Here is a 21,856-nt window from a genome sequence, read left to right as displayed (position 1 = left end):
GCAAATTTATGACCTTATTTAAAATTTCCAAATATATTGAAAATGAAGGCTTCGCTGGTTTCATAGATTACTATGATGATGAGTTTTATTTATCAAGTGAAGGTTTTTCTCAATCAGAACCTCATGAAGTCTGGTCTAAATCTCTTTATGAGTTGAAAAATAGGTTTATTTGACTTTTACTATTCGGCAAAACAAAAAGTACGATAGGTGAAATGATGGCTGAAAAGAAAAATGCTCAATGTCACTGTGGAGCAATCAAATTCACAGTAGAGCTGTCAGATGGTTTTAATACACTGCGTAGATGCAATTGTTCATTTTGTCGTATGAGAGGGGCAGTTGCTGTATCTGCACCGCTTTCTGGAATTAATGTTTATCAAGGTAAAGATAAGTTAAGCGAATACCGTTTTAATACAGGGCAAGCGGCGCATTTTTTCTGTTCAGTTTGTGGCATTTATACATTTCACCAAAGACGATCTAATCCAGAACAATATGGCGTCAATGTTGCTTGTATCGAGGGTGTATCACCATTTGATTTTCAAAATATTCCTGTGATGGATGGGGTAAACCATCCCAAAGATGGGGGTGGTGGCATTGTTGGATATTTAAATTATAGAAAAATTGAAAGTGACGATTAGCATGAAAAGATTGAGTTGTTTTAGTGAGATAAGGTTTTTAATAGAGGGTTATTGATTGATATTTATAGTATTATTTAAAGTAAAATTAAGATAGAAATTCCTTTCCCCATGAGCAAAAATCAAAGCACTGCTTTGATCGTAGCGCAAGATGCAGGGGGGGGAGAAGGTCATGATGATAAGGATTTGTAGTTAACTATATAAAGCTCATAGAAACAATTGACCAATCTAAATCACAAGACGTACACCGATGATCACCAGTGCAGCCACACCTTGAAAAATAAAAAATCCAAAAGTTAACCACCCCGAACCACCTGTGTTAGATTGTTTTTCAATTAAAAAATGCTCATTTAAAAATGCATAGAAGCTATTTTTATAATTTTTTAAACACATTCCCATTTGGGAATATTGCAAAATCTAAACAATAGTCAAAATATAAAAAGAGCAAATAAAAAGGGCTCGATTATGGAAAGTGTCAAAAAATTAAATATTGGGTATTTCCCCTCAGAATTTTTTAACAGATTTCTTTATAAATTGATCTTATTTTAAATGGTATGGTAATCCTCCCATAACTAACTGAAGTTAAAAGTAGAGGTTAAGCAGCCATTAGAGGAGGCCTTCCTTTGTTGGCTTGGTGTGGTCTTTCATGATTGTAATGCCATAGCCAATTCGTTGCATAATCTTGTACTTCATCCAAAGTATCAAATAAATGTTTGCTTAGCCAACTATAACGTATGGTTCGATTATAGCGTTCAATATACGCATTCTGTTGTGGGTTACCTGGTTGAATATGTTCAATACAAATACCGTGTTCAGTTGCCCAGCGTACGAATTCATGACTGATAAACTCAGGTCCATTGTCGCATCTAATCACCAAAGGTTTTTCCCGATATTCCAACAACTGATTGAGTGCTCGAATAACTCGTATTGCAGGTAGTGAGAACCCTGCTTCAATAACTAAACCTTCGCGGCGGTAATCATCAATCACATTCAATAATCGAAATTTGCGACCATCGGAAAGCTGATCGTGCATAAAATCCAGTGACCAGACCTGATTTTCACGGATGGGTTCTTTCAATGGTTCAGGCGCATGTCGTTTTAGTCTTCTTCTTGGCTTAATACGCAGATTCAGTGCTAACTCACAGTAAATGCGGTAAACCCGCTTGTGATTCCAACAGTGACTCTTAACATGCCGTAAATATGAGAAGCATAGACCAAAGCCCCAATCGGAATTTTCCTCAGTGAGGTCTATGAGCTGTTCTGCAATGAGCACATTGTCATCACTGAGTTTAGCCTGATAACGGTAGCAGGTTTCACTTATGCCAAATGCAGTGCAAGCCAAACGGATACTAACAGCATGTCGGGCCACTGCATGTTGAGCCATCTGACGTCGACAAGATGGCTTCACCACTTTTTTGACATCGCTTCCTGAATAATTTCTGCCTTTAACCGCTCTTCAGCATACATTTTTTTCAGTCTGGTATTTTCTGTTTCCAACTCTTTCAGCCGTGCCATCAAAGATGTATCCATGCCGCCATATTTAGCACGCCATTTATAGAAGGTTGCATTACTCATACCGTGTTCACGACATAGGGCAGCAACAGGTGTACCAGACTCCGCTTGCTTTAAGATGGACATGATCTGGCTGTCTGTAAATTTAGATGTTTTCATGCAGAATCTCCTGCTTGTATCTTAAGAGAAAATTCTACTTTTAGATCCTATTATTTTTAGGGGGGATTACCGTATTTCGAGGTTAATATGAAAAAATTTCTTTTAGTTCTACTTATTTTACCAGTTCTTCAAACTGCTTTTGCAGGAAGCGTTGGTGAGCAGAAGGATACAGACTCTTCAGCAATTAATGATTCTTCACGTAAAAGCGGAAAATAAATTTTTAAAATATGGCTTTATGCTGCACAGTTTATTTTTTAAGCCATAAAAGCCCAATACACGTGATTGGGCTTTTATGTATTTTCTTATCTGATAAAAACCATTTTTAAAATGATACTGTTCTAAATAGTTACTGTTCTAAATAGTTATTTGCTACTTTGACATAATGTCTAGCTGAATAAGGCAAAAATTCAAGTTCTTTTTCCGTCAAAGGACGTACTTTTTGAACTGGGCTTCCAACATAAAGATAACCGCTTTCTAAAACCTTGCGCGGGGGAACTAAACTTCCCGCACCGATCATGACGTCATCTTGAATGATTGCATCATCTAAAATAATCGTATTGATGCCAACAAGCACACGATTACCGATGTTACAGCCATGTAAAGTCACATGGTGTCCGACAGTGACATCTTCACCAATGATTAGAGGTGAACCGTTGGGTTTACTATCATTTTTATGGCTCACATGCAGCATACAATGATCTTGCACATTGCTATTTTTACCGATTTGAATTGAATTGACATCGCCACGAATCACGGCAAAAGGCCATACTGAAACATTTTCGGCGAGTTTAACTTCACCGATAATCACGGATAAATCATCGATATAACAGGTCGAATCAATTTTTGGATGCATGTCCAAATACGAGCGAATATTTTTTTTCATCTTGTCCCTGAGATTTTAAACTTTGTTTGAATGATAAAATAAAAAAGCATTTATACCGATGGTATAAATGCTTAATTTTCAAATCTTTTAAAACTTAAAATAAGTTGCTAAAAAATTGTTTGATATGGTCAATCATACGAGAGAAGAAACCAGCTTCTTCAACTGCTTGAAGTGCAACAAGTGGTTTTTCTGCAATCACTTTGCCATCCATAGTTGCGATCAATTTACCTACAACTTGTCCTTTTTGCAGTGGAGCATTTAGGTTTGGTTGTACAGAAATTTGAGTTTTGATATCGCCAGCTTGACCTTTAGGCATCGTAACGCTGAAGTTTTCCGCTAAACCAACATTAACTTCATTTTCTTTACCGAACCAAACTTTTGATTTTGCGAGGACTTGGTTAGCAGGTTTAACATTTTTAGTTTCAAAGTTTGCATAACCCCAAGACAAGAGTTCACGTGTTTGAGTTGCACGATCATTCATACCTGGTGCGCCGAAGATAACTGAAATTAAGCGCATTGGACCACGTTTTGATGAGGTGGTTAAACAATAGCCAGCTTCATCAGTATGACCTGTTTTTAAACCATCAACACTTGGATCTGTGTAAAGTAGGGCATTACGGTTGCCTTGTTTGATACCGTTAAAGGTAAATTCTTTTTCAGAATAGATTGGGTAATATTTTGAGCTATCATGAATAATATGTTTAGCCAAAAGCGCCATATCTTTTGCTGTTGAATAATGACCTTCAGCAGGCATACCCGTCGCATTCATAAAATGTGTATTGGTCATGCCGATGCGTTTTGCTTCTTTATTCATTTCATAAGCAAAAGTGCCTTCATTTCCTGAAATGTGCTCAGCCATAGCTTTAGATGCATCGTTACCAGATTGAACGATAATGCCGCGAAGCATTTCTAAAACAGTCGCTGTACCATTTAGAGGAACATACATACACGATTCGGAGCTACTACCACGACACCAAGCAGACTCGTTCATGCGAACTTTTTCGCCTTCAGTCAGTTGTCCCTTGAGCAGTTTCTGTTCAATGATGTAACTGGTCATCATTTTTGTCATTGAAGCAGGCGCGAGTTTTTCATTTTCATTCTTTGCCGCGAGGATCTGCCCAGTTTCATAATCCATCAAAACATAAGATTTATTATTTAATTCTGGTGGGTTAGATAATACTGTTGCTGCGTAGGAAAATGAAGGTAAGAGTAATAATGCAGCAATGGCGCTTTTTCCGGTCATTCTAGGTGGTTCCAATATCTTATTGAGCACAAAAACGAAGTTGCATTTTAGGACAAAGCAAAGCCGACTTCCACAAGTGAAATCGGCTTATTTAAAACTTATTGTAACGAATTGGTTTCAAAAGCAAGATTAGCTTTGATAATTGCTCACATCTTCACAAATTTCTTTGTTATTTTTGTCACCAGCCTTTTTAGCGTCGCTACGAGCTTCTTTTAAAGCAGACTGAAAAGCGGCTTGTTTGCTCAAAGATTTGAGCGCTGAAACTGGGTTTTTTTCATTCGGCATATATTCTTTGGTTAAGCGACTTAAACCAGCATCAAACTTGTCACTTTTACCTTGAAGTTTTGGGCAAATTTCAGAAAGAACATAGATTGCTGCAAGTTCTTCTTTAGTGACTTGGATTTGAGTTACATCGATATTTTCTTCATCAGATTTAGTTTTTTGAGAAGCGGCAAAAGCTTGTGGGATGAGGAATGAAGTAGAAAGTAATCCTACAGCCATTAATTTTGCTAATTTTAATTGCATAATGAATCTAAATCCTAAATAAAATAACCAAATGGTTTAGGGACTGTTGACATTTCACAACCAGAGCAAGAACAAAGCACTACTTTGTTCGCAGCGCAAGGCGAAATGACGAGAGTATTTTTTGATGCTATTTCGTTGTAGTTTGATCATTTAGATGACTAAATTTCTCAATCTATGTCTCATATCATCTAAAAAACATTCATCAGCGAAACCAATTTGAAATGTCAAATGACCCTACATAGATTAAACTTTTTCTCTGTGAAATAAAAATAGAGGAAGTGTATTGATGATGTATTTATATATGAATTGTGTTTGATTTTTCAGCAAAATACTGTTGATTTTGAGGCTTCAAAGCAAAAACCTTCGTTAAGTTGACGTATTTGCAAAGAAGTGTGAAATGTTAGCAGCCTTGTTTCTTTTGTGTTTATAATCATATGATTGAAATCATTTTAAAAAATGATTTGTATTTAACGATTCGATTTGCGAGTAAACTTTGAATATTTTAATAGCCAATGATGATGGTGTTTTTGCACCGGGTATCCAAGCCTTAGCGAAAGCTTTAAGCCCATTGGGTCGAGTAGTAATCGTTGCTCCTGAAAGTGAACGAAGTGGGTTTTCCAGTGCATTGACTTTAGATCGTCCACTGCGCCCAATACAAATCCAGCCAGATGTTTGGGCTGTAAATGGTACGCCAGCAGATTGCGTCTATTTAGCTATGAACGGTTTGTTTGATTTTGAATTTGACTTGGTTCTGAGCGGTATCAATAGCGGTGCAAATTTGGGTGATGACGTACTTTATTCGGGTACAGTCGGTGCAGCATTTGAAGGGCGTTTGATGAAACAACCTGCCTTGGCAATTTCATTTTGTGGGCAGCATGTTCGTTCTTATGAAAGCCCTGAAGACTATGCTGTCGCTGCAAATTGGGTGCATGATTTTGTTGCTAAAGGTTTGCCGAGTCTACCGCCGCGTCATATTTTAAATATTAATATTCCAGACTTAAGTGTTATCAGAGGCGCAAAAATAACTTATCAAGGCAAACGTACTCAATCTAAACCAATCACCAGTCATGTCGATCCTCGTGGTCGCCAAGTGTATTGGATCGGATTATCTGGTGAGGCTGTAGCTGAACCAAAGAAAAACTCAGCGCAAATGCAGTCAGATTTCTATGCGATCGCCAATGGTTTTGTGAGTATTACACCGATTCAAATGGATGCCACAAATTATACTGTTTTAGAAAATCTACAAGCTCAATTGGCTGAAAATGCCGTCTTGGTCGATGATTGATTTGAAGCATGTTGAATATTTGTAGGTGAATATTCAACATTATTTAAAATAATCAGTGGATTATAAGCTTCAAGATTGTTATAAGTTTGTGAAAATAAACCATTTGATTCTTTATTTAACGAGCAATTTTGCTAATCTTGGTGAAATTTTTAATAAATCTAAATAGATGAGGGAAAGTAATGCAACAGGTTCAATCTCAGGAAATCGCATTTCAATCACAAAAATGGTTGAAAGTAGCTTTTCTGTCTGTAGCTGTTACTACGGCACTTGCTTTCACTGGTTGTGCTTCTAAGCCACAAATCAATAATTCAGTCCGTTATGCCAATGCGCCTGATTATTATACAGTTCGTTCTGGTGATACTTTAAGTGGGATCGCACAGCGTTATGGTTTAAGTTATATCAGTGTTGCTCAAATGAATGATATTGCACCGCCTTATACCATTTATGTCAATCAATCACTACGTTTAAAGTCTTCCGGTAAAAAGACCACAACGACGCAAAGTTATACCGATTCAACGCCGATCCAGCGTCAATCGATTGCCTTGCCAAACCAAACACAAGCAGCTACACCACCAGTTCAAAACACCGTTCCGCAAAATACAGCACCAACCGTGACCGTTGCACCGACACCAACGTCATTAAAATGGGTTCGTCCATCAAGTAATGCCATTATTGCGCGTTACAATGCTGCAGGTAATATTAAAGGTGTTCGTTTTGGTGGAAATCTAGGCGATCCAATTTATTCAGCGGCTGATGGACAAGTGGTTTATGCTGCGGATGGTTTGAAGGAATATGGTAATTTAGTTCTTGTAAAACATATAGATGGATACATTACAGCTTATGCACATAACAGTAAAATGTTGGTGAAAAGTGGTGATAATGTCAAAGCAGGGCAGAAGATTGCAGAGATGGGATCTTCAGGTGCATCACAGAATATGCTTGAGTTCCAAATCCGTCTAAATGGTAAGCCAATTGATCCGGCTACAATTTTACCGTTGAATTAATTAAACAAATCATTACAAACGTATAATTTCCTCGTATAATACAAAGAGTTGCATTAATAGAAAAACGTGATGCATCTCATAATTTCAGAGGGAAATTTATGTTAGATCAACTTCGAGCAATGGGTGTTTTTGCTTGTGTGGTTGAAAAAAGTTCGTTCAGTGGCGCGGCTCGTGAATTGGGTATCACGACAAGCGCGGTGAGTCAGCAAATTCGTTCACTAGAACAAGATATGGAAGTTACACTTTTGCATCGTTCTACAAGGCGTTTGAGTTTGACGGAAGCTGGACAAGCCTTTTTTCTAAGCTGCCAAGAAATGTTAGCGGCTGCTGAACGTGGGAAAATCCGTATTAATGAATTACGTGATGAATTAGTCGGTGACCTACGTATAGCAACCACCCCAGAATTGTGCGCGACTCATGTCGTTCCAGCACTATCACATTGGATGTCTGCTCATCGCGGTTTAAATGTCTTTTTTGATGCAAATAATCAGATCAATGATTTGATTGACGGCAGAATAGATATTGCGATCAAGATGTGTTCCAAAATTGAAGAAAACCACAACCTGATCACTATTCCATTAGCGCATGTGGATCAAGTTTTAGTTGCATCCCCAAGTTATTTAAATCAAACCAGTATTCCTATTTCTCGCCCAGAAGATTTATTGAATCATGATTTGATCTATTTAAATACAATGAAAAATAATCATTATTTTTCATTTGTGCATCCATCAAGTAGTGAAGAAATCAATATAGACATGGAGAGTCGGATCCAAACCAACAATGTTTTTGTGGCAAAGTCACTTTGTCAGCAAGGTCATGGTTTGGCTCGTATACTTTATTTAGATGTTCAAAAAGAATTAGTCAACGGTTCACTTGTTGAAGTTCTACCTGATTGGAAACTTCCAGCATTTACTTTATGTGCTGTGATTGCCAAGAAAGAACAACAACCTGTTAAAACTTATCGTTGCTTAGATGCTTTAAAACAGTATTTTAGCCAACTTCCTGGGGGCAGGATATATCAAGAAGCTTCATAAAGTTTCAATTAAAAAGCCGCATTACGCGGCTTTTTTATACTTCAAAGATTCTATCTATACAAAATCAGCATAGATAGAGTTCGATTTAGGCAGTCACAAATTTTTTGATTGCAGGAACAAGACGTTTTAGTAAATCATCCGCTTGTTCATGATTCATATTGAGCGCAGGTAATAAACGAACGACATTGCCTGCTGTTACGTTGATAATCAAATGATGTTCATCACGTGCAATTTCAACCATTTCAGCACATGCTTTAGGCAATTCAATACCGATCATCATCCCAAAGCCACGTACAGTTACATTGCAATCTGCAAGTTGGCTACGGAATTGATCTACAAGATATTGACCAATGGTTGCCGCATTTTCAACGATATTTTCTTTTTGAATCAAATCAATTACGGTATAAACCACGCGTGAACCTAAAGTCGTACCGCTATAAGTTGAACCGTGATTACCCGCAGTCAATACACCTACACCACGACCTTGAGTCATAACTGCACCGATTGGGAAACCATTGCCTAGACCTTTTGCTGTAGTCAAAACATCAGGAACGATATTGGTATGTTGATACGCAAAGTATTTACCAGTACGGCCATTACCTGTTTGAACTTCATCAAGCATCATTAACCAGTTGTGTTGATTACAGATATGACGAATTTGTTCAAGATAACTAAAACCTTGAGGGGCAGTATTTACGCCGCCTTCACCTTGAATCGGTTCAACTAAAATTGCCACGATATCAGGATGATTGATAGCAGCTTCTTTGATTGCTTCAACATCGCCAAATGGCACACGAATAAAGCCTTCAACTAAAGGTGCAAAGCCTTCTTGCACTTTTTTATTACCTGTAGCAGACAATGTCGCAAGGGTACGACCATGAAATGAATGATCAGCAACGATGATTTTAGGGCTAGCGACACCTTGCATATGACCAAATTTACGTGCAATTTTGATTGCACCTTCATTTGATTCTGCGCCACTATTTGAGAAGAAAATTTCTTCCATACCAGCAACTTCAGCCAATTTTTGCGCTGCTGCTGTTTGCCAAGGAATCTCGTAAATATTACTGGTGTGAATCAATGTTGCGGCTTGTTCAGCAATCGCATCAGCAATCACAGGATGAGCATGACCTAGACCACAAACAGCAATCCCTGTAAGTGCATCTAAATATTCAGTACCATCTTCTGTATAGAGATAAGAACCTCGTCCTCGGACAAAGCTGATCGGTTGACGGCCGAAAACAGGCATCAAATGTGATGGTTGATCAGTTTGTACCGGAGCGAGGGTAATGTTGTTCATGACTAACTCTTATCTGTTAGGTGGAAATAAAAATAGAGGTTGTACGGCAAATCACTTGATATTTGTCGACAATCCCCTATATAAGCAAAATATGCATCTGATTTAAAGCCTAAATGTAAAAAAATGGAAAATTTATGCGGAACATCACCGTTTCCTAAAGTTTTAGGTATAATGCAGGGCAGATGAGTTGAGGATTTTATCTATGACTGAACAAGCGCGCGATACAGAAGCGTTAATTCGCGATCAAATTGCTAAACATGCTGTACTACTTTATATGAAAGGTACACCACAATTTCCACAATGTGGTTTCTCTGCACGTGCAGTAGAAGCGCTTAGCCAAATCGGTCGTCCTTTTGCTTATGTTAATATTTTGGAAAATCCAGATATTCGTGCAACACTTCCACAAATCGCAAATTGGCCTACATTCCCACAACTTTGGGTAAATGGTGAGCTCGTTGGCGGAAGTGATATTGTGCTTGAAATGTTCCAAAATGGTGAATTAAAACCATTAATCGAACAATATAGCCCAGCACCAGATGCAAAATAATTTATTTTGCTGAATCTAAAAGCACCTTTGATAGGTGCTTTTTTTTATATCTCTTTTGGATAATTTGGCTAGAATGTAAGCAAGATTTTAAATATTGAGTAATCATGAAAAAAATAACAATATTGGTGGGATTGCTACTCAACTTTTTGCTGACACAAATGGTTTTTGCCAATCAATACGATGAAATGAAATTTGAAATTGATTTTGAACAAAGCCCCGAATTTTCAAAAAAGCTTGCTCAGAATAATCAAATTGACTTAAAGCAATTTATGAGCATGGGCGATTTTAGACGTAATCAATTGGCACAGCAGTATTTTAAAAGCCAAAAAATAACCCAAAACAGACCCAAGCTAAACTTTGAAAAAAAATGTGAAAATCGAATCACCTTTGATGATTATCGAATAGAAACAGGCATGCGCTATGGCTTTAGTATGCGACAAGCAGTCAATGTGGCTGGATATTATTTACCATTCAATGTATGTGAAAAATGGTGATTTAAATAAAATAATTAAAATTTTAGCTTTAGATAATGTAATGACAATATGTGTTTATTAAACAATAAAAAAACCTCCTAACGTGACCGCTCGGAGGTTATTGGGATTATTTTTTCATTCTTTTCAATGATTTCATCGCTTTAGCAGAGACCTCAGCTTCTTCAGACTCATTTTTGTTTGTCTCTTTTGAAGATTTATCTTTTGAGTCTTTGTCTTTTTTCTTCTTTTTTTTCTTTTTCTTTGGCTCTTCTTCAATTTCTTCTCCATCTTCAATGGCTTGCCAATACTCTAATTGTTCCATGACCGCGGCATAGATAGAACCTTTGCTATAGCGACCTTTTTTATCTAGAGTACCGACTGGGCGTGCCATCAAAATTTCTAAAGCTTGATCAATCGTATCAATAGCATGAATATGGAACTGACCATTTTCAACCGCTTCAATCACATCATGACGAATCATCAAATGTTGCATGTTTTGACGAGGAATGATGACGCCTTGTTTACCAGTAAATCCTTGAAGTTTACAAGCATCGAAGAAACCTTCAATTTTAGAATTTACACCGCCAATAGGTTGTACTTGACCCAACTGGTTCATCGATCCTGTAATCGCCCAAGACTGATCAATAGGTAGTTGGCAAATCGCTGAAATCAATGCAGAAAGTTCAGCTACAGTTGCACTATCGCCATCGACTTGACCATAACTTTGTTCAAATGCCAAAGCGGCAGAAAAATGTAAAATCTGTTCACGACCAAAATGTGCTTTTAAGAAACTCGACATCAATAACACGCCTTTAGCATGTAGAGAACCACCAAGTTCAACACTACGTTCGATATCTAAAATATCACCACCACCTTGATATACGGAAGCAGTCAAACGTGAGGGTAAGCCAAATTCTACATCTGCATATTGAATCACAGACAATGCATTGATTTGACCTAAGCGATGTCCACGGGTTTCAATCAACTGAGTACCACGAGAAAGGTCTTGCCAGTACAATTCACGTAAATAGCCTAAGCGATATTGGCGATGTTTCAGTGCTGTATTGATATGTTCAGCAGTCACTATTTTTTGGTCTTGCTGAAGGGCATGATGATGCGCTTCACGAATTAAATCACCCAAAGTCGAGGCATGCAAAGACAATGAGCTTTGATCTTCGGCTTGACGACTAGAATCAGTCAACAATGCAGCAAGGGCAGTACGATCAAATGGTAATAACTTATCTTGTTGTACGTAGTCGGCAATGAGTTGCATATAAGCTTGTTCATTTGCGTCATTACGTTGCAATGTGTCGGTAAAATCAGCACGTATTTTAAAGACACTGCCAAGCTCAGGCTCGACTTCAAGTATTTCATAATAGATTTCAGGTTCTGCCAATAACACCACTTTTAAATCCAGTGGAATTGGGGCAGGCTCGATAGAAATACTACCCGTTAAGGTCAGCATGTGTTCTAAAGAAGAAAGTTTTAATTGACCAGATTTTAAAGCACGTTTTAGACCTTGCCATGCATAAGGCTGCTCAAGAAGCTGTTCAGCTTCAAGCAGTAAAAAACCGCCATTAGCACGGTGCAATGATCCTGGACGAATTAAGGTGAAATCTGTAGTGATGGTTCCCATTTGTGTCAATTGCTCAACATGACCGAGCAAGTTGTAGTGCGTTGGGAAATCCTCAAAAATAACGGGTGCGCCAGTATTCGGTTTATTACTTACCACAACATTGGCTTGATAACGTGCAGGGATTTTATTGAAACTCGCTGTTGAAGTATCATCATCGTCTTGCTCTAAAATCAACTCAACATTATTGATAATATCTTCAGCATACAACTTTAAATATTGTTCAAGATCATCTACATGTTCAAATTTGCTGGCAATCAAATCCATACGTGGAATGACAACTTGTTTGGCAATATCACGATTCAGTTCAGAAACTTGATCACGGGCATCATCTTCTAGATCACCCAGTTGTAAACCCAGACGCTCAAGTTTTTTATCCATATAACGGATATTTGATGCGATCTCAGCACGTTCTTTACTGCTTAAAGCATTGATTTCTTCCTGATGCATTTCTTGGGCTTGATTATCAATAATAATCGTCGGCACAAAACAATGTTCATCATTGCGATTAACCAATTTTAAACCAAGCTCTTCACCTTCTTTGGTGAGTTCAACCAGAGCATGTTGTTGTTCATTGCCTGTGATCTGGCGAATACGTTCGATTTGATTGTGATACGTTTCTGCACTAAAACGACGATCAAGTTGTTTGAGGATTGTTTGCCATGTTTGATGCAATAAGTTCTGAAATTTTGAACCTTGTCCCGCAGAAAAGCGTAAGGCGAGTGGATTACGTGCATTTTTAAAATTATTGACGTAGACCCAGTCTTCTGGTGTCGGCATTGTTTTCGCATGTTGTTGTAGCAAACGCTTGATCATGGTGCGTTTGCCCAAACCTGCTGTACCGACTGCAAAAATATTGTAGCCAGAATATGGCAAGGCGATACCCGCTTCCACCGAAGCGCGTGCACGATCTTGACCCAGAAAGTTGTTGAGTGGCTTAATTCTCTTGGTTGATGTTGGAATGTTCGCCTTATTTGGAATATGGGTTAACTGTTCTGGATTAAGCTTGGTTTTACTCAAAGTATTTTGAATTTGAGGCTGATCGAACACGGATGGATAAGAATTTTCAGTATTTAAAAGTTCATTTGTTGTAGTGGTGGTAGAAATAGCGCTTGTGTTCATTTGATCGTGTTTTTGGGTCACAGGTGAAATCCAAAACTAAAATTAAGTTGAAAACTTAAGGTATACAGGTTTGGCAGGAAATTTCAAGCTCAGTTGTAGTAAATATACGCAAAAATCATGCAGTAGTTTCATAAAAAACATTGAATCTAATCGCATTAAGCGGTTGAATAAGCCAATTTAGGTTCGTGGAAAATAATAACGCAATGACAACACAAACTTCGGGTTGGAAAAATGCCTTTATGGCTTTTCTAGATCGCCGTGCTTTAATCATGTTGTTTTTGGGATTCTCAGCGGGTATTCCCATTTTATTGATATTTTCAAGTCTATCTTTATGGCTTGGTGAGGCAGGTATTGATAAAAGTGCGGTGACTTTTTTTAGCTGGGCCGCACTTGGTTATTCTTTTAAATTTGTTTGGGCACCGTTGATTGATGAATTGCCTGTGCCATTTTTGACCAAAACATTAGGTCGTCGTCGTGCGTGGCTTTTAATCGCACAGTGTTTGATTATTTGTGCCATTTGTATCATGGCATTTTCTGATCCATCTTTGGGTAAGAGTTATTTGATCCAGATGGCGGTTGGCGCTGTATTGTTGGGTTTTTCAGCTGCGACACAAGATATCGTGATTGATGCTTATCGTATCGAATTGGCTGAAACTCAAATGCAGACGGTTCTTGCTTCAACCTATAATGCAGGTTATCGCATAGGGATGATCATTGCTGGAGCAGGTGCACTATTTTTAGCAGCTTCGCTTGGGACAGCAAAAGGGAACTACATTTATAGCGCATGGAAAATGACTTATCTGGCAATGGCTGCGGTCATGTTGGTCGGGATCATTACCACTTTAGTCATCCGCGAACCTAAAGTAGAGCGTGTGCATAAAGAATATGCTCGTCTTGATTATTATCGTTTGGTCTTTGTCTTTTTTATTGCTGTTTTGAGTTTTGTTGTTTGCTATATTTTCGGTGATAACCTTGTTCAATTCTTGAAAAAAGCGTTGAATATTCAAGATACTTTTCTACAGTTTTTAATGGAAGCGATTCGCTTTATAGGTTCTGGAGCAGCAGCTGTATTTGTGGCTTATGTGTTGATTCGTTTAGGCGTAGTCAATCAGCAAATGGCCTATGAAACTTGGGTTGAACCGATCAAAGACTTTTTCCAGCGTTATGGCGTGAAATTGGCTTTGGTTTTGTTGTTATTGATCGGTTTTTATCGTATTTCAGATATCGTTTCAGGCGTTATTTCCAATGTTTTCTATCAGGACTTAAACTTTACCAAAGAGCAAATTGCTGAAGCTGTAAAAATCTATGGGGTGATTTTTAGTTTACTTGGTGGTTTCTTAGGTGGGCTTTTGGCACAGCGTATGAACATCATGAAGTTGATGTTTGTCGGTGCAGTTTTGGCAAGTGCAACCAATTTGATGTTTATTGGTTTAGTCAAATCTGGTACTGAACTGTCTCCTGTCAAAGTTCAAATTGGGCAGCAAAGCTATCAGGCTCATGCTGATGAGGCAGGGTATTGGTCAGTAAAAGTTCCAAATCAAGTTCTGCAAAATGCAGATCATGTGACGGTTAAAACTCAATATCAAAATCTAAAAGAGGCCGTTGCTTTAAGTTTGCCTTATATGAAACAGCAAGCCAACTCACAGATTTTATTATTTCCAGTGACCAGTGATAATGCCATTTCGCCGACTGAAGCGACGCAAAGCATCGTGGTAAAAGGGCAATTTTCCAATATCGACCGCAAAACTTTAAATGCTGAGAAGCCATTTATAATCAGTTTAGATGGTCAGGAATATGCAGGAAAACTTGACGGTGATGATCAATTTACAGCTGTGATTGATGCTAAAAAAATGTTGCAATCACCGAGCAAAAATCTGGTAGCCAAAGCCAATTTTATCGGTGCTCATGAGGCTGTGCTTGCATCAAAAAGTTATGAAACAACTCAACATAAATCGACACTAGATGTTGATATACAACCGATAAAAGTACTGCAAAATACACCTTCGGATACAGTGGAAATTAAAGGAAAAGTCATTAAACCATATAGCAAGATTTGGCTATATTTGGCGATTATTTTGGATAATATGGCTTCTGGTTTGGCTGGTGCAGCATTTATTGCATTTTTATCAAGTTTAACCAGCGTCTCTTTTACAGCCGTTCAATATGCTATTTTTAGTTCATTGATGACTTTGACACCGAAGATTATTGGGGGCTATTCGGGTACTATAGTCACCAAAGTGGGATATCCAGATTTCTTTATTATTACCAGTTTGATCGGCATTCCGATTTTAATCTTGGTGGTTTGGGTTGCGAAATTATTGAAAAAGCATGAACAACAAGTCAATACTGGAGCCTCAACCGAGGAATAATCTTGACTTACATGATTGAATATTTGGAGAAAATATATGCGCATGTTACATACCATGTTACGAGTAGGCAATTTAGAGCGCTCTTTGGCGTTCTATACTGAAGTACTCGGTATGACTTTGCTACGTAAACGTGATTATGAAGAAGGGCGTTTTACATTAGCATTTGTCGGTTATGGCGACGAAGAAAATACGACAGTGCTTGAATTGACCCACAATTGGGATACGGATAAATATGATCTAGGCAATGCTTATGGTCATATCGCAATTAGCGTTGAAGATGCTTATAAAGCATGTGACGAAATCAAAGCTCGCGGTGGAAATGTGGTACGTGAAGCAGGTCCGATGAAAGGTGGTGTTACCGTGATTGCCTTTGTTGAAGACCCAGATGGCTACAAAATTGAATTAATTCAACAAGATGAAAATGCTCGTAATAACTGATTTTAAAGGAATATATTCTCAGGAAATAGCGAATATATGACTTGAAAATTGGCTAAACAGCAAAAGCCCAGTAAGATCATAGTTTACCTCTTGGTAAATTAGCGATGTTTAAATTATTTTTAAGCATGCAATCTTACTGGGTTTTTTATATCTATAAAAATTACAGGATGTAGTTATGTTGAAATTATTAGCACTGGATCGTTTTACCATACTGCTTATCCTGATGGTAGTATTGGCGACAATATTGCCAGTTTCAGGGTCTGCAGCACATATATTTGGCGTGATTATCAATGTCGCCATCGCCATTTTATTCTTCTTGCATGGTGCGAAACTTTCTCGCGAAGCCATTGTACAAGGAATATTACACTGGCGTTTACATGCCGTCGTCTTTGCTTTTACATTTATCGTATTTCCAATCTTAGGGTTTATGGCGAAGCCATTCTTATTGCCATTGCTAGGTCAGGAAATGTATTGGGGCTTTTTGTTTATGTGCTTCTTGCCCTCTACAGTCCAGTCATCGATTGCTTTTACATCGGTTGCGAAAGGCAATGTGGCAGCGGCAGTATGTAGTGCTTCATTTTCAAACTTGATCGGGATGTTCATTACCCCAGTGATGGTGAGCCTGTTCATTTTCGGGCAGGCAAAACATGATTATGATCCGACTTCATCAATTATCGAAATCGCATTGTTGTTATTGATTCCATTTATCGCAGGTCAGTTATTACGTCCATTAGTTTTCCCATGGATGCAAAAAGTACCAAGTATCGTTAAATGTTTCGACCAAGGCACGATTTTGATGGTGGTCTATGGTGCTTTTAGTAGTGCGGTGGTTGCAGGATTGTGGCATCAGGTCAGTGCATTAACCATGTTCTATTTGGTTTTGGCATGCTCAGTATTGCTCACGATTATCATGTTATTGGCATACTATGTACCCGTTTGGCTCGGTTTTAATCGTCTTGACCAGATTGCGATTTTCTTCTGTGGCTCTAAGAAAACCTTGGCGAGTGGTGTACCTATGGCGCAAATTTTATTTGCAGGTCAGCCGCTTGGTATGATCGTTTTGCCTATCATGGTTTTCCATCAGATCCAGCTTATGGTTTGTGGTGTGATTGCCAATCATTGGGCAAGACAAAATGACAAAGAAACAGAGCTCGATTCAGAAACAATCACAGAATAGCTGCGCGAATCACTCGCAAAAACTAAAAAAGGGGAGTATAATGTCCCCACTTGTTGTGCTTAGCTCTGACCTAGAGTCTCGGTGGGCCAAAAGAAATGGTCTGTTGTCGTGTTGATCTGCGATTTTTTACAAATCTGCGTTCCTCATTTGAGAGTGATCAATTGCGATGATGGCAAAACCTTTCTTAACTTAGGAGTAATCGACGATGCGCGCCGATATTCACCCAAAATATGAAAAATTAGTTGCTACATGTTCATGCGGTAACGTAATCGAAACTCGTTCTGCGATCGGTAAAGACACTCTTTATCTTGACGTATGTTCAGCTTGCCACCCATTCTATACTGGTAAACAAAAAAATGTAGATACTGGTGGTCGTATCGACAAATTCAAACAACGTTTTGCAGGTATGTCACGTTCTATCAAACGTTAATATCGCAATACGAAAAAACGGGCTTTATGCCCGTTTTTTTTATTTGTGTGTTTTCATACTTGTAGAGATTATTGATCTTGAACATCGGTGAGATGGTCAAGTTTTTTCTGGAAATAATCCCCTTGTAGATAACGAGCCTCGATATTCCAAGCATTGGCAAACAGATTCATATCATTCAATTCAGACAAAATAATACTTAATTTTTTCCAATCTAGTATTTTTAATACTTGCGTCTGTAAAATCTTTTGCTGATGTTCATCATTCAGCATTTGACTGCTTTTTGCATTGAGTTTGATAAAATCAAGATCTAAAAACTGCAGTAAATTTTCGAACTCAGCATTGACCGCTATGTTTTTCATTGAGGTTTTTAGCCCCAATTGTTTCAAGGCACGAAGTGAAGGTGAAAGTTTATCGAGTAAATGCTTTGTCTTTATAAAATCAATTTGCAAAATCAACGGAATTTCTGGGCAATGTTTAAAGTTTTGCAAAATTTGTGAGATAAAACTAAAAAACTGCTGATCATTAAATAAAATTTCGGGATTGAGCGGTATTAGCAAGATAGCGTTTGGATACTGAGTAATAAAATTATGTAGTTGTTTGCTGGCTTCAAGCAAAATCCAACGGTCAATCTCAATAGATAATAGTGGATCACGCCTTAATTCTTCAATTTTATCGAGATCGCACCATTTTTGCTCCAGATAAAATCCAGCATTGACTTCATATATTGGAAAATTATCTTGCTTATCATAGAGTTGTTGAAATTTGAGTTGAAACTGTTTCGTGCTGAGTTGCTGTTTTAGTGTGGTTAAAATATCAGTTTGAGGAAAGACTGCCGAAGATGGGGATTGTGCATATTTCTGCTTGATCTCGTTTGATGAATGATGTTCTTGAGTCGTTTTAGATGGCGTATATTCAATTGCAGGTAGATCATGGCTGTTTTGTTGCTGCTTTTCATCTAGTTTATCGACTTTATTTTCATTAAAACGACTAGAAAAATCACTTGAATCTTCAGAGTGTTGTATTGAGCTTGTACTCAATAATGCTGAGTTTTGAGGTAGGGCTTGGTTAAATGCCTGTTCGATTAATTGTTCTATCTCAAAGGATCCAATATTATTTTCATTTAACAGTTCTTGATCAATTAACTGATAACCCAATTTAAATTTGATCGGAAAATGATATTCATCAAATTCTAAAACATGTAATTGATCCAAAGTTGCTAAACTCGAGAGATAAGATAGCATCAATTCCTGATTTTGAGCTTGTACTAAAACACCAGTGTGCAAAGTATCAATAGGAAAAAGTGGGTGTTGGATGTGTTGTTTGAGATATTGTTGCGCTTTGGCAAAATAATCCTTCACTATTTGCCAGTTATGCTGCATCAACTCTTCTGGATAATGTGCAATACTCAATAACACAAAGGCATTTAGTTTGTGTGGTGCATGATTTAGAGCGTTGTACAGTTTTTTACTGAGAGGTAAAGGATCATGCTGATTTGAGTTTATATGCGCAGTCTGAATGTGATTTGATAGGGTAGAAGTTACGATACTGAGTTGCAGAGCATCTTCTTGGGTTGAAGGTAAAAACTCAATTTTTAATGGATTAAATGCTGCAATGCGAGGGTGATGGGATTGAATGGAAAATTTCCCAAGTTCAAATTGACCTTGAGTAATTTTTTTAAATCTCTTTTTAAAATCAATGATGTCATCTGGTTTTAAAATGTCGAGTATCGGTAAACCAATCAACTCATCTAGTGTTTTTAACCCAAATAATTGTAAATACTCATCATTGGCATGAACGTGGATTCCTTCTTCTAAGGTTGCAATCGCAATACGTTCGGTAGCAATGCGTTCTTCATTTTGTTCTTGTATATGCCCTAATTCATGCATAAGATGCTTTTGTGTTTGCATGGCACGGCTATAAGTAAAAGCACGAATAAATGAAATATATACACGATCTGGATATTCTAAATTGATAATATCGTAAATGCCTTTATTGATATAAGACTGATATTGTTCTTTATAATAATTGTCGGGTTTAAGGAGTAAAATGGGAACATTAAATTCGGCAGAATTTTGTACTAAAGAAATGGTTTGATCATATTTTAAATCATAAGCTCGACCAAATATGATCACATCCCAAGTGGTATTTAATTGTTTTTCAAAATTCTTTAAATCATCCAATAAAATTGCATGAACTGCATGCTTTTCTGCGCTTAATATATCTATGATTTGGTTATATCTTATTTGATTATCATCAATGATTAAAATCCGAGTTTCAGAGTTCTTTAATTTTTTTGACAATAAAGAATTTCTCACCTAAGTTTCCCCTAAACTAAAATGATCAGATTGATCTAATATAAAATCTTCAATTAAATAGTGTTGCGTATTATTTAATAATTCAAAATCAAATTGAATGAAGCTTTGTGTGATAATTACAGCTTTCGTCAATTGAATTTGAAATTCATGTTTCCCCAAACGCAGTTGTATATTCTGCTTTTCTTTAAATAGCGATAAGTTCGGTATAATTAAAGATATTTTATTATATTCTAGTTGATGATTTTGTATTAATAAAGCAGGTTGATAATTTAAATTTTGCAAGTCAGCTTGCAAACGAACCGCACAGGCAAAGGTGTCCTGACCTAAAACTTCTAAGCCCAGCTCAAGACTTTTATTACTGGCTTGTTTAATCCAGCGGATAATCGCACCTTTCCATTTTCGATTATTATTTTCACTGACCAAAATAAACTCACCAGTACGTAGATTACGAGGCGTTTCACCAGTCCAATGGATACGATAGCCATTGACACTGATATCGAGCACTTCAGTAATATAAATTTGTTTAGAATCTTGATCTAAAAGCTTCGCAGGTGTCGGTGTGAGTGGGCTTTGCTCAATTATATTTTGTGTATTTGATGTCGAATGCAAGGTAAAACTTTGTGCATTCATAATCGTCTCACTAAAACCAATCCGATTAGAAAGATAATAATGTGCTGCAAAAATACTGAAACAAATGCGTAATTGGGCTGAATATTCGTAGCGCTCATGGCGACGCTCGTTCGAACTACTCAAAATATTTTGTACATGGAATTTGAGCGCAGAGGTCAAATATTGACGTTCTGTTTTAGTGATATTGTCCTCTTCTTGCACGATGGTTTTATTGATATGTTCCAATAAGCCCTGTGTTTCTATAAATAAATGTGCATCCATTCCTTGATTGTGCTTTTGATTATAAATAACGGCGTGATCTAATTTTTTATTGACGAAATAACGTGATAATGATGTTTCTTTCGGCAAAATCTGGATCATTTTTGCCCAGTCTTGACTACAGTAGTAGAGCGCTCGGATTTCAGTTGGTCGGATCTGGTTGGTATTGAAAATATCAAGCAGTAATAGCTGAGCATAAATTTGCGCAATATTGTTGACTGGTAGATGTGTTCCTTGTATTTGATTGATATTTAAAAATATTTCATTGTTTTTGTTGGCGATGTCATACAGAGTATGAGCGAGGACCCATTGATAATTTATGCTATCGCTATAGAGCGTTTGTTGTTTATATAAGAGGATACACATTTGCTGCAAGGCATAGTAAGTCGCCAATTGACGTGCAATTTTCAAATTATTTTTTTGTTTTATGGCAAATAAAGGCAGTTTTTTCTGTGCAATTTGCTGATTACTTCGGCGTGCAATGTCAGCATATACCGCGATCGTTAGGCCACGTAAGCAATTACCAAGCTCGATAATTTGTTCATTTCGATCCGTGTGGATTAGGTTTTTATCGAAGAAAAATTTTTCTAAGCTATGCAGCACATTTTCAATATTGGGTTGTAAAACTTGTATTAAATCAAAACGTAATGTTTCTTCGCATTTGAGTTCAGAAATTTCTAAAACTGCTTTTAAAATGGCTTGCGCGGCATCACCCAAAGGCATGACAGATAAAGCAACAGTCCAATGCCGTAAATCGTCTACAGTTGCATGGCAAAAACTTAAACGATCAAGCGTGAGTTTGCGGGGAGATTTAAATGCATTTGAAATTTCTTTATTCATCATTTTTTGGGCACTCAAATTCTAAAAACGATTTATGCAAGAGCTAA

The 21,856-nt window shown here is 37.4% G+C and carries 20 protein-coding genes; 11 read left to right on the top strand and 9 right to left on the bottom strand.

All coding sequences use genetic code 11. The annotated features are described in order from the left end of the window. Positions 1–215 precede the first annotated feature (215 nt). Positions 216–635 carry a GFA family protein gene (locus tag F960_RS07050; protein ID WP_004861395.1) on the top strand — a complete coding sequence of 140 codons (420 nt, stop codon included), beginning with the start codon at positions 216–218 and terminating at the stop codon, positions 633–635. Positions 636–860: 225 nt separating this feature from the next. On the opposite strand, the gene F960_RS22260 is transcribed toward F960_RS07050, so the two are convergent. Both F960_RS22260 and F960_RS07045 read right to left on the bottom strand, forming a co-directional pair. After that, the gene (locus F960_RS22260; RefSeq protein ID WP_154650734.1) at positions 861–1,046 is read right to left on the bottom strand and encodes a hypothetical protein; all 186 of its coding nucleotides are present in this window, start codon (positions 1,044–1,046) and stop codon (positions 861–863) included. Positions 1,047–1,227: 181 nt separating this feature from the next. Next, positions 1,228–2,303 (bottom strand): IS3 family transposase gene (locus F960_RS07045; RefSeq protein ID WP_085945819.1). Its coding sequence is split into 2 segments (ribosomal slippage): positions 1,228–2,051 and positions 2,051–2,303, totalling 1,077 coding nucleotides; the frame shifts between segments, so codons are not numbered across the junction. 87 nt (positions 2,304–2,390) lie between these two features. Here F960_RS07045 and F960_RS23105 point away from each other — a divergent pair. Next, complete coding sequence (locus F960_RS23105; RefSeq protein ID WP_004861384.1) at positions 2,391–2,519, top strand: hypothetical protein; 129 nt, start codon at positions 2,391–2,393, stop codon at positions 2,517–2,519. 130 nt (positions 2,520–2,649) lie between these two features. On the opposite strand, the gene F960_RS07035 is transcribed toward F960_RS23105, so the two are convergent. From F960_RS07035 to F960_RS07025, 3 genes are all read right to left on the bottom strand, one after another. Then, positions 2,650–3,186: a gamma carbonic anhydrase family protein gene (locus F960_RS07035; protein ID WP_004861381.1), complete on the bottom strand. Its 537-nt coding sequence runs from the start codon at positions 3,184–3,186 to the stop codon at positions 2,650–2,652. 94 nt (positions 3,187–3,280) lie between these two features. Further along, complete coding sequence (dacC, locus tag F960_RS07030; protein WP_004861379.1) at positions 3,281–4,429, bottom strand: D-alanyl-D-alanine carboxypeptidase PBP5/6; 1,149 nt, start codon at positions 4,427–4,429, stop codon at positions 3,281–3,283. Between the two features lie 129 nt (positions 4,430–4,558). Next, a complete protein-coding gene (locus tag F960_RS07025) occupies positions 4,559–4,954 on the bottom strand; it encodes an MCR_0457 family protein (protein ID WP_004861376.1) in 396 nt (131 codons plus the stop codon). A gap of 493 nt (positions 4,955–5,447) precedes the next feature. On the opposite strand from F960_RS07025, the gene surE reads away from it, so the two are divergent. The 3 genes from surE to F960_RS07010 all read left to right on the top strand — a co-directional run bounded on the left by surE (position 5,448) and on the right by F960_RS07010 (position 8,277). Continuing rightward, on the top strand, positions 5,448–6,239 hold the full coding sequence (surE, locus tag F960_RS07020; RefSeq protein ID WP_004861375.1) for a 5'/3'-nucleotidase SurE: 792 nt from the start codon (positions 5,448–5,450) through the stop codon (positions 6,237–6,239). A gap of 179 nt (positions 6,240–6,418) precedes the next feature. Then, positions 6,419–7,243, top strand: a complete 825-nt coding sequence (locus tag F960_RS07015; protein WP_004861369.1) for a peptidoglycan DD-metalloendopeptidase family protein — start codon at positions 6,419–6,421, stop codon at positions 7,241–7,243. Positions 7,244–7,341: 98 nt separating this feature from the next. Beyond that, positions 7,342–8,277 carry a LysR family transcriptional regulator gene (locus F960_RS07010; RefSeq protein ID WP_004861368.1) on the top strand — a complete coding sequence of 312 codons (936 nt, stop codon included), beginning with the start codon at positions 7,342–7,344 and terminating at the stop codon, positions 8,275–8,277. An 85-nt stretch (positions 8,278–8,362) separates the two neighbouring features. Here F960_RS07010 and F960_RS07005 read toward each other — a convergent pair whose 3' ends face one another. After that, on the bottom strand, positions 8,363–9,577 hold the full coding sequence (locus F960_RS07005; protein WP_004861365.1) for an aspartate aminotransferase family protein: 1,215 nt from the start codon (positions 9,575–9,577) through the stop codon (positions 8,363–8,365). A gap of 202 nt (positions 9,578–9,779) precedes the next feature. Between F960_RS07005 and grxD the strand changes: the two genes are divergently transcribed. Both grxD and F960_RS06995 read left to right on the top strand, forming a co-directional pair. Further along, complete coding sequence (gene grxD / locus F960_RS07000; RefSeq protein ID WP_004861364.1) at positions 9,780–10,124, top strand: Grx4 family monothiol glutaredoxin; 345 nt, start codon at positions 9,780–9,782, stop codon at positions 10,122–10,124. A 104-nt stretch (positions 10,125–10,228) separates the two neighbouring features. Further along, a complete protein-coding gene (locus tag F960_RS06995; protein WP_004861360.1) occupies positions 10,229–10,618 on the top strand; it encodes a hypothetical protein in 390 nt (129 codons plus the stop codon). Positions 10,619–10,724: 106 nt separating this feature from the next. Here F960_RS06995 and F960_RS06990 read toward each other — a convergent pair whose 3' ends face one another. Then, on the bottom strand, positions 10,725–13,352 hold the full coding sequence (locus F960_RS06990; protein ID WP_373855016.1) for an AAA family ATPase: 2,628 nt from the start codon (positions 13,350–13,352) through the stop codon (positions 10,725–10,727). A gap of 203 nt (positions 13,353–13,555) precedes the next feature. Here F960_RS06990 and F960_RS06985 point away from each other — a divergent pair, with 203 nt between their 5' ends. The 4 genes from F960_RS06985 (at position 13,556) to rpmE (ending at position 17,766) form a co-directional block, all read left to right on the top strand. Next, positions 13,556–15,721 carry an AmpG family muropeptide MFS transporter gene (locus F960_RS06985; RefSeq protein WP_004861351.1) on the top strand — a complete coding sequence of 722 codons (2,166 nt, stop codon included), beginning with the start codon at positions 13,556–13,558 and terminating at the stop codon, positions 15,719–15,721. A gap of 36 nt (positions 15,722–15,757) precedes the next feature. Then, the gene (gloA, locus tag F960_RS06980) at positions 15,758–16,159 is read left to right on the top strand and encodes a lactoylglutathione lyase (protein ID WP_004861346.1); all 402 of its coding nucleotides are present in this window, start codon (positions 15,758–15,760) and stop codon (positions 16,157–16,159) included. Between the two features lie 175 nt (positions 16,160–16,334). Beyond that, positions 16,335–17,336: a bile acid:sodium symporter family protein gene (locus tag F960_RS06975; protein WP_004861343.1), complete on the top strand. Its 1,002-nt coding sequence runs from the start codon at positions 16,335–16,337 to the stop codon at positions 17,334–17,336. A 205-nt stretch (positions 17,337–17,541) separates the two neighbouring features. Beyond that, positions 17,542–17,766, top strand: coding sequence for a 50S ribosomal protein L31 (rpmE, locus tag F960_RS06970; RefSeq protein ID WP_004861340.1), 225 nt, complete (start codon positions 17,542–17,544; stop codon positions 17,764–17,766). Positions 17,767–17,834: 68 nt separating this feature from the next. On the opposite strand, the gene F960_RS06965 is transcribed toward rpmE, so the two are convergent. Both F960_RS06965 and F960_RS06960 read right to left on the bottom strand, forming a co-directional pair. Beyond that, a complete protein-coding gene (locus F960_RS06965; protein ID WP_004861338.1) occupies positions 17,835–20,081 on the bottom strand; it encodes an EAL domain-containing protein in 2,247 nt (748 codons plus the stop codon). Continuing rightward, complete coding sequence (locus F960_RS06960) at positions 20,082–21,812, bottom strand: cyclic-di-GMP receptor FimW-related protein (RefSeq protein WP_004861335.1); 1,731 nt, start codon at positions 21,810–21,812, stop codon at positions 20,082–20,084. Between the last annotated feature and the right edge of the window lie 44 nt (positions 21,813–21,856).

It is taken from the genome of Acinetobacter gerneri DSM 14967 = CIP 107464 = MTCC 9824, from assembly GCF_000368565.1.
Classification (GTDB): domain Bacteria; phylum Pseudomonadota; class Gammaproteobacteria; order Pseudomonadales; family Moraxellaceae; genus Acinetobacter; species Acinetobacter gerneri.
This window is presented reverse-complemented; position numbering and strand designations above follow the sequence as displayed.

Bases quoted from the DNA above. Each gene is read 5' to 3' on its own strand.
- F960_RS07050 (WP_004861395.1), top strand. From the start codon at position 216: ATGGCTGAAAAGAAAAATGCTCAATGTCACTGTGGAGCAATCAAATTC.
- F960_RS23105 (WP_004861384.1), top strand. From the start codon at position 2,391: ATGAAAAAATTTCTTTTAGTTCTACTTATTTTACCAGTTCTTCAAACT.
- F960_RS07035 (WP_004861381.1), bottom strand. From the start codon at position 3,186: ATGAAAAAAAATATTCGCTCGTATTTGGACATGCATCCAAAAATTGAT.
- dacC (WP_004861379.1), bottom strand. From the start codon at position 4,429: ATGACCGGAAAAAGCGCCATTGCTGCATTATTACTCTTACCTTCATTT.
- F960_RS07025 (WP_004861376.1), bottom strand. From the start codon at position 4,954: ATGCAATTAAAATTAGCAAAATTAATGGCTGTAGGATTACTTTCTACT.
- F960_RS07015 (WP_004861369.1), top strand. From the start codon at position 6,419: ATGCAACAGGTTCAATCTCAGGAAATCGCATTTCAATCACAAAAATGG.
- F960_RS07010 (WP_004861368.1), top strand. From the start codon at position 7,342: ATGTTAGATCAACTTCGAGCAATGGGTGTTTTTGCTTGTGTGGTTGAA.
- F960_RS07005 (WP_004861365.1), bottom strand. From the start codon at position 9,577: ATGAACAACATTACCCTCGCTCCGGTACAAACTGATCAACCATCACAT.
- grxD (WP_004861364.1), top strand. From the start codon at position 9,780: ATGACTGAACAAGCGCGCGATACAGAAGCGTTAATTCGCGATCAAATT.
- F960_RS06995 (WP_004861360.1), top strand. From the start codon at position 10,229: ATGAAAAAAATAACAATATTGGTGGGATTGCTACTCAACTTTTTGCTG.
- F960_RS06990 (WP_373855016.1), bottom strand. From the start codon at position 13,352: ATGAACACAAGCGCTATTTCTACCACCACTACAACAAATGAACTTTTA.
- F960_RS06985 (WP_004861351.1), top strand. From the start codon at position 13,556: ATGACAACACAAACTTCGGGTTGGAAAAATGCCTTTATGGCTTTTCTA.
- gloA (WP_004861346.1), top strand. From the start codon at position 15,758: ATGCGCATGTTACATACCATGTTACGAGTAGGCAATTTAGAGCGCTCT.
- F960_RS06975 (WP_004861343.1), top strand. From the start codon at position 16,335: ATGTTGAAATTATTAGCACTGGATCGTTTTACCATACTGCTTATCCTG.
- rpmE (WP_004861340.1), top strand. From the start codon at position 17,542: ATGCGCGCCGATATTCACCCAAAATATGAAAAATTAGTTGCTACATGT.
- F960_RS06960 (WP_004861335.1), bottom strand. From the start codon at position 21,812: ATGATGAATAAAGAAATTTCAAATGCATTTAAATCTCCCCGCAAACTC.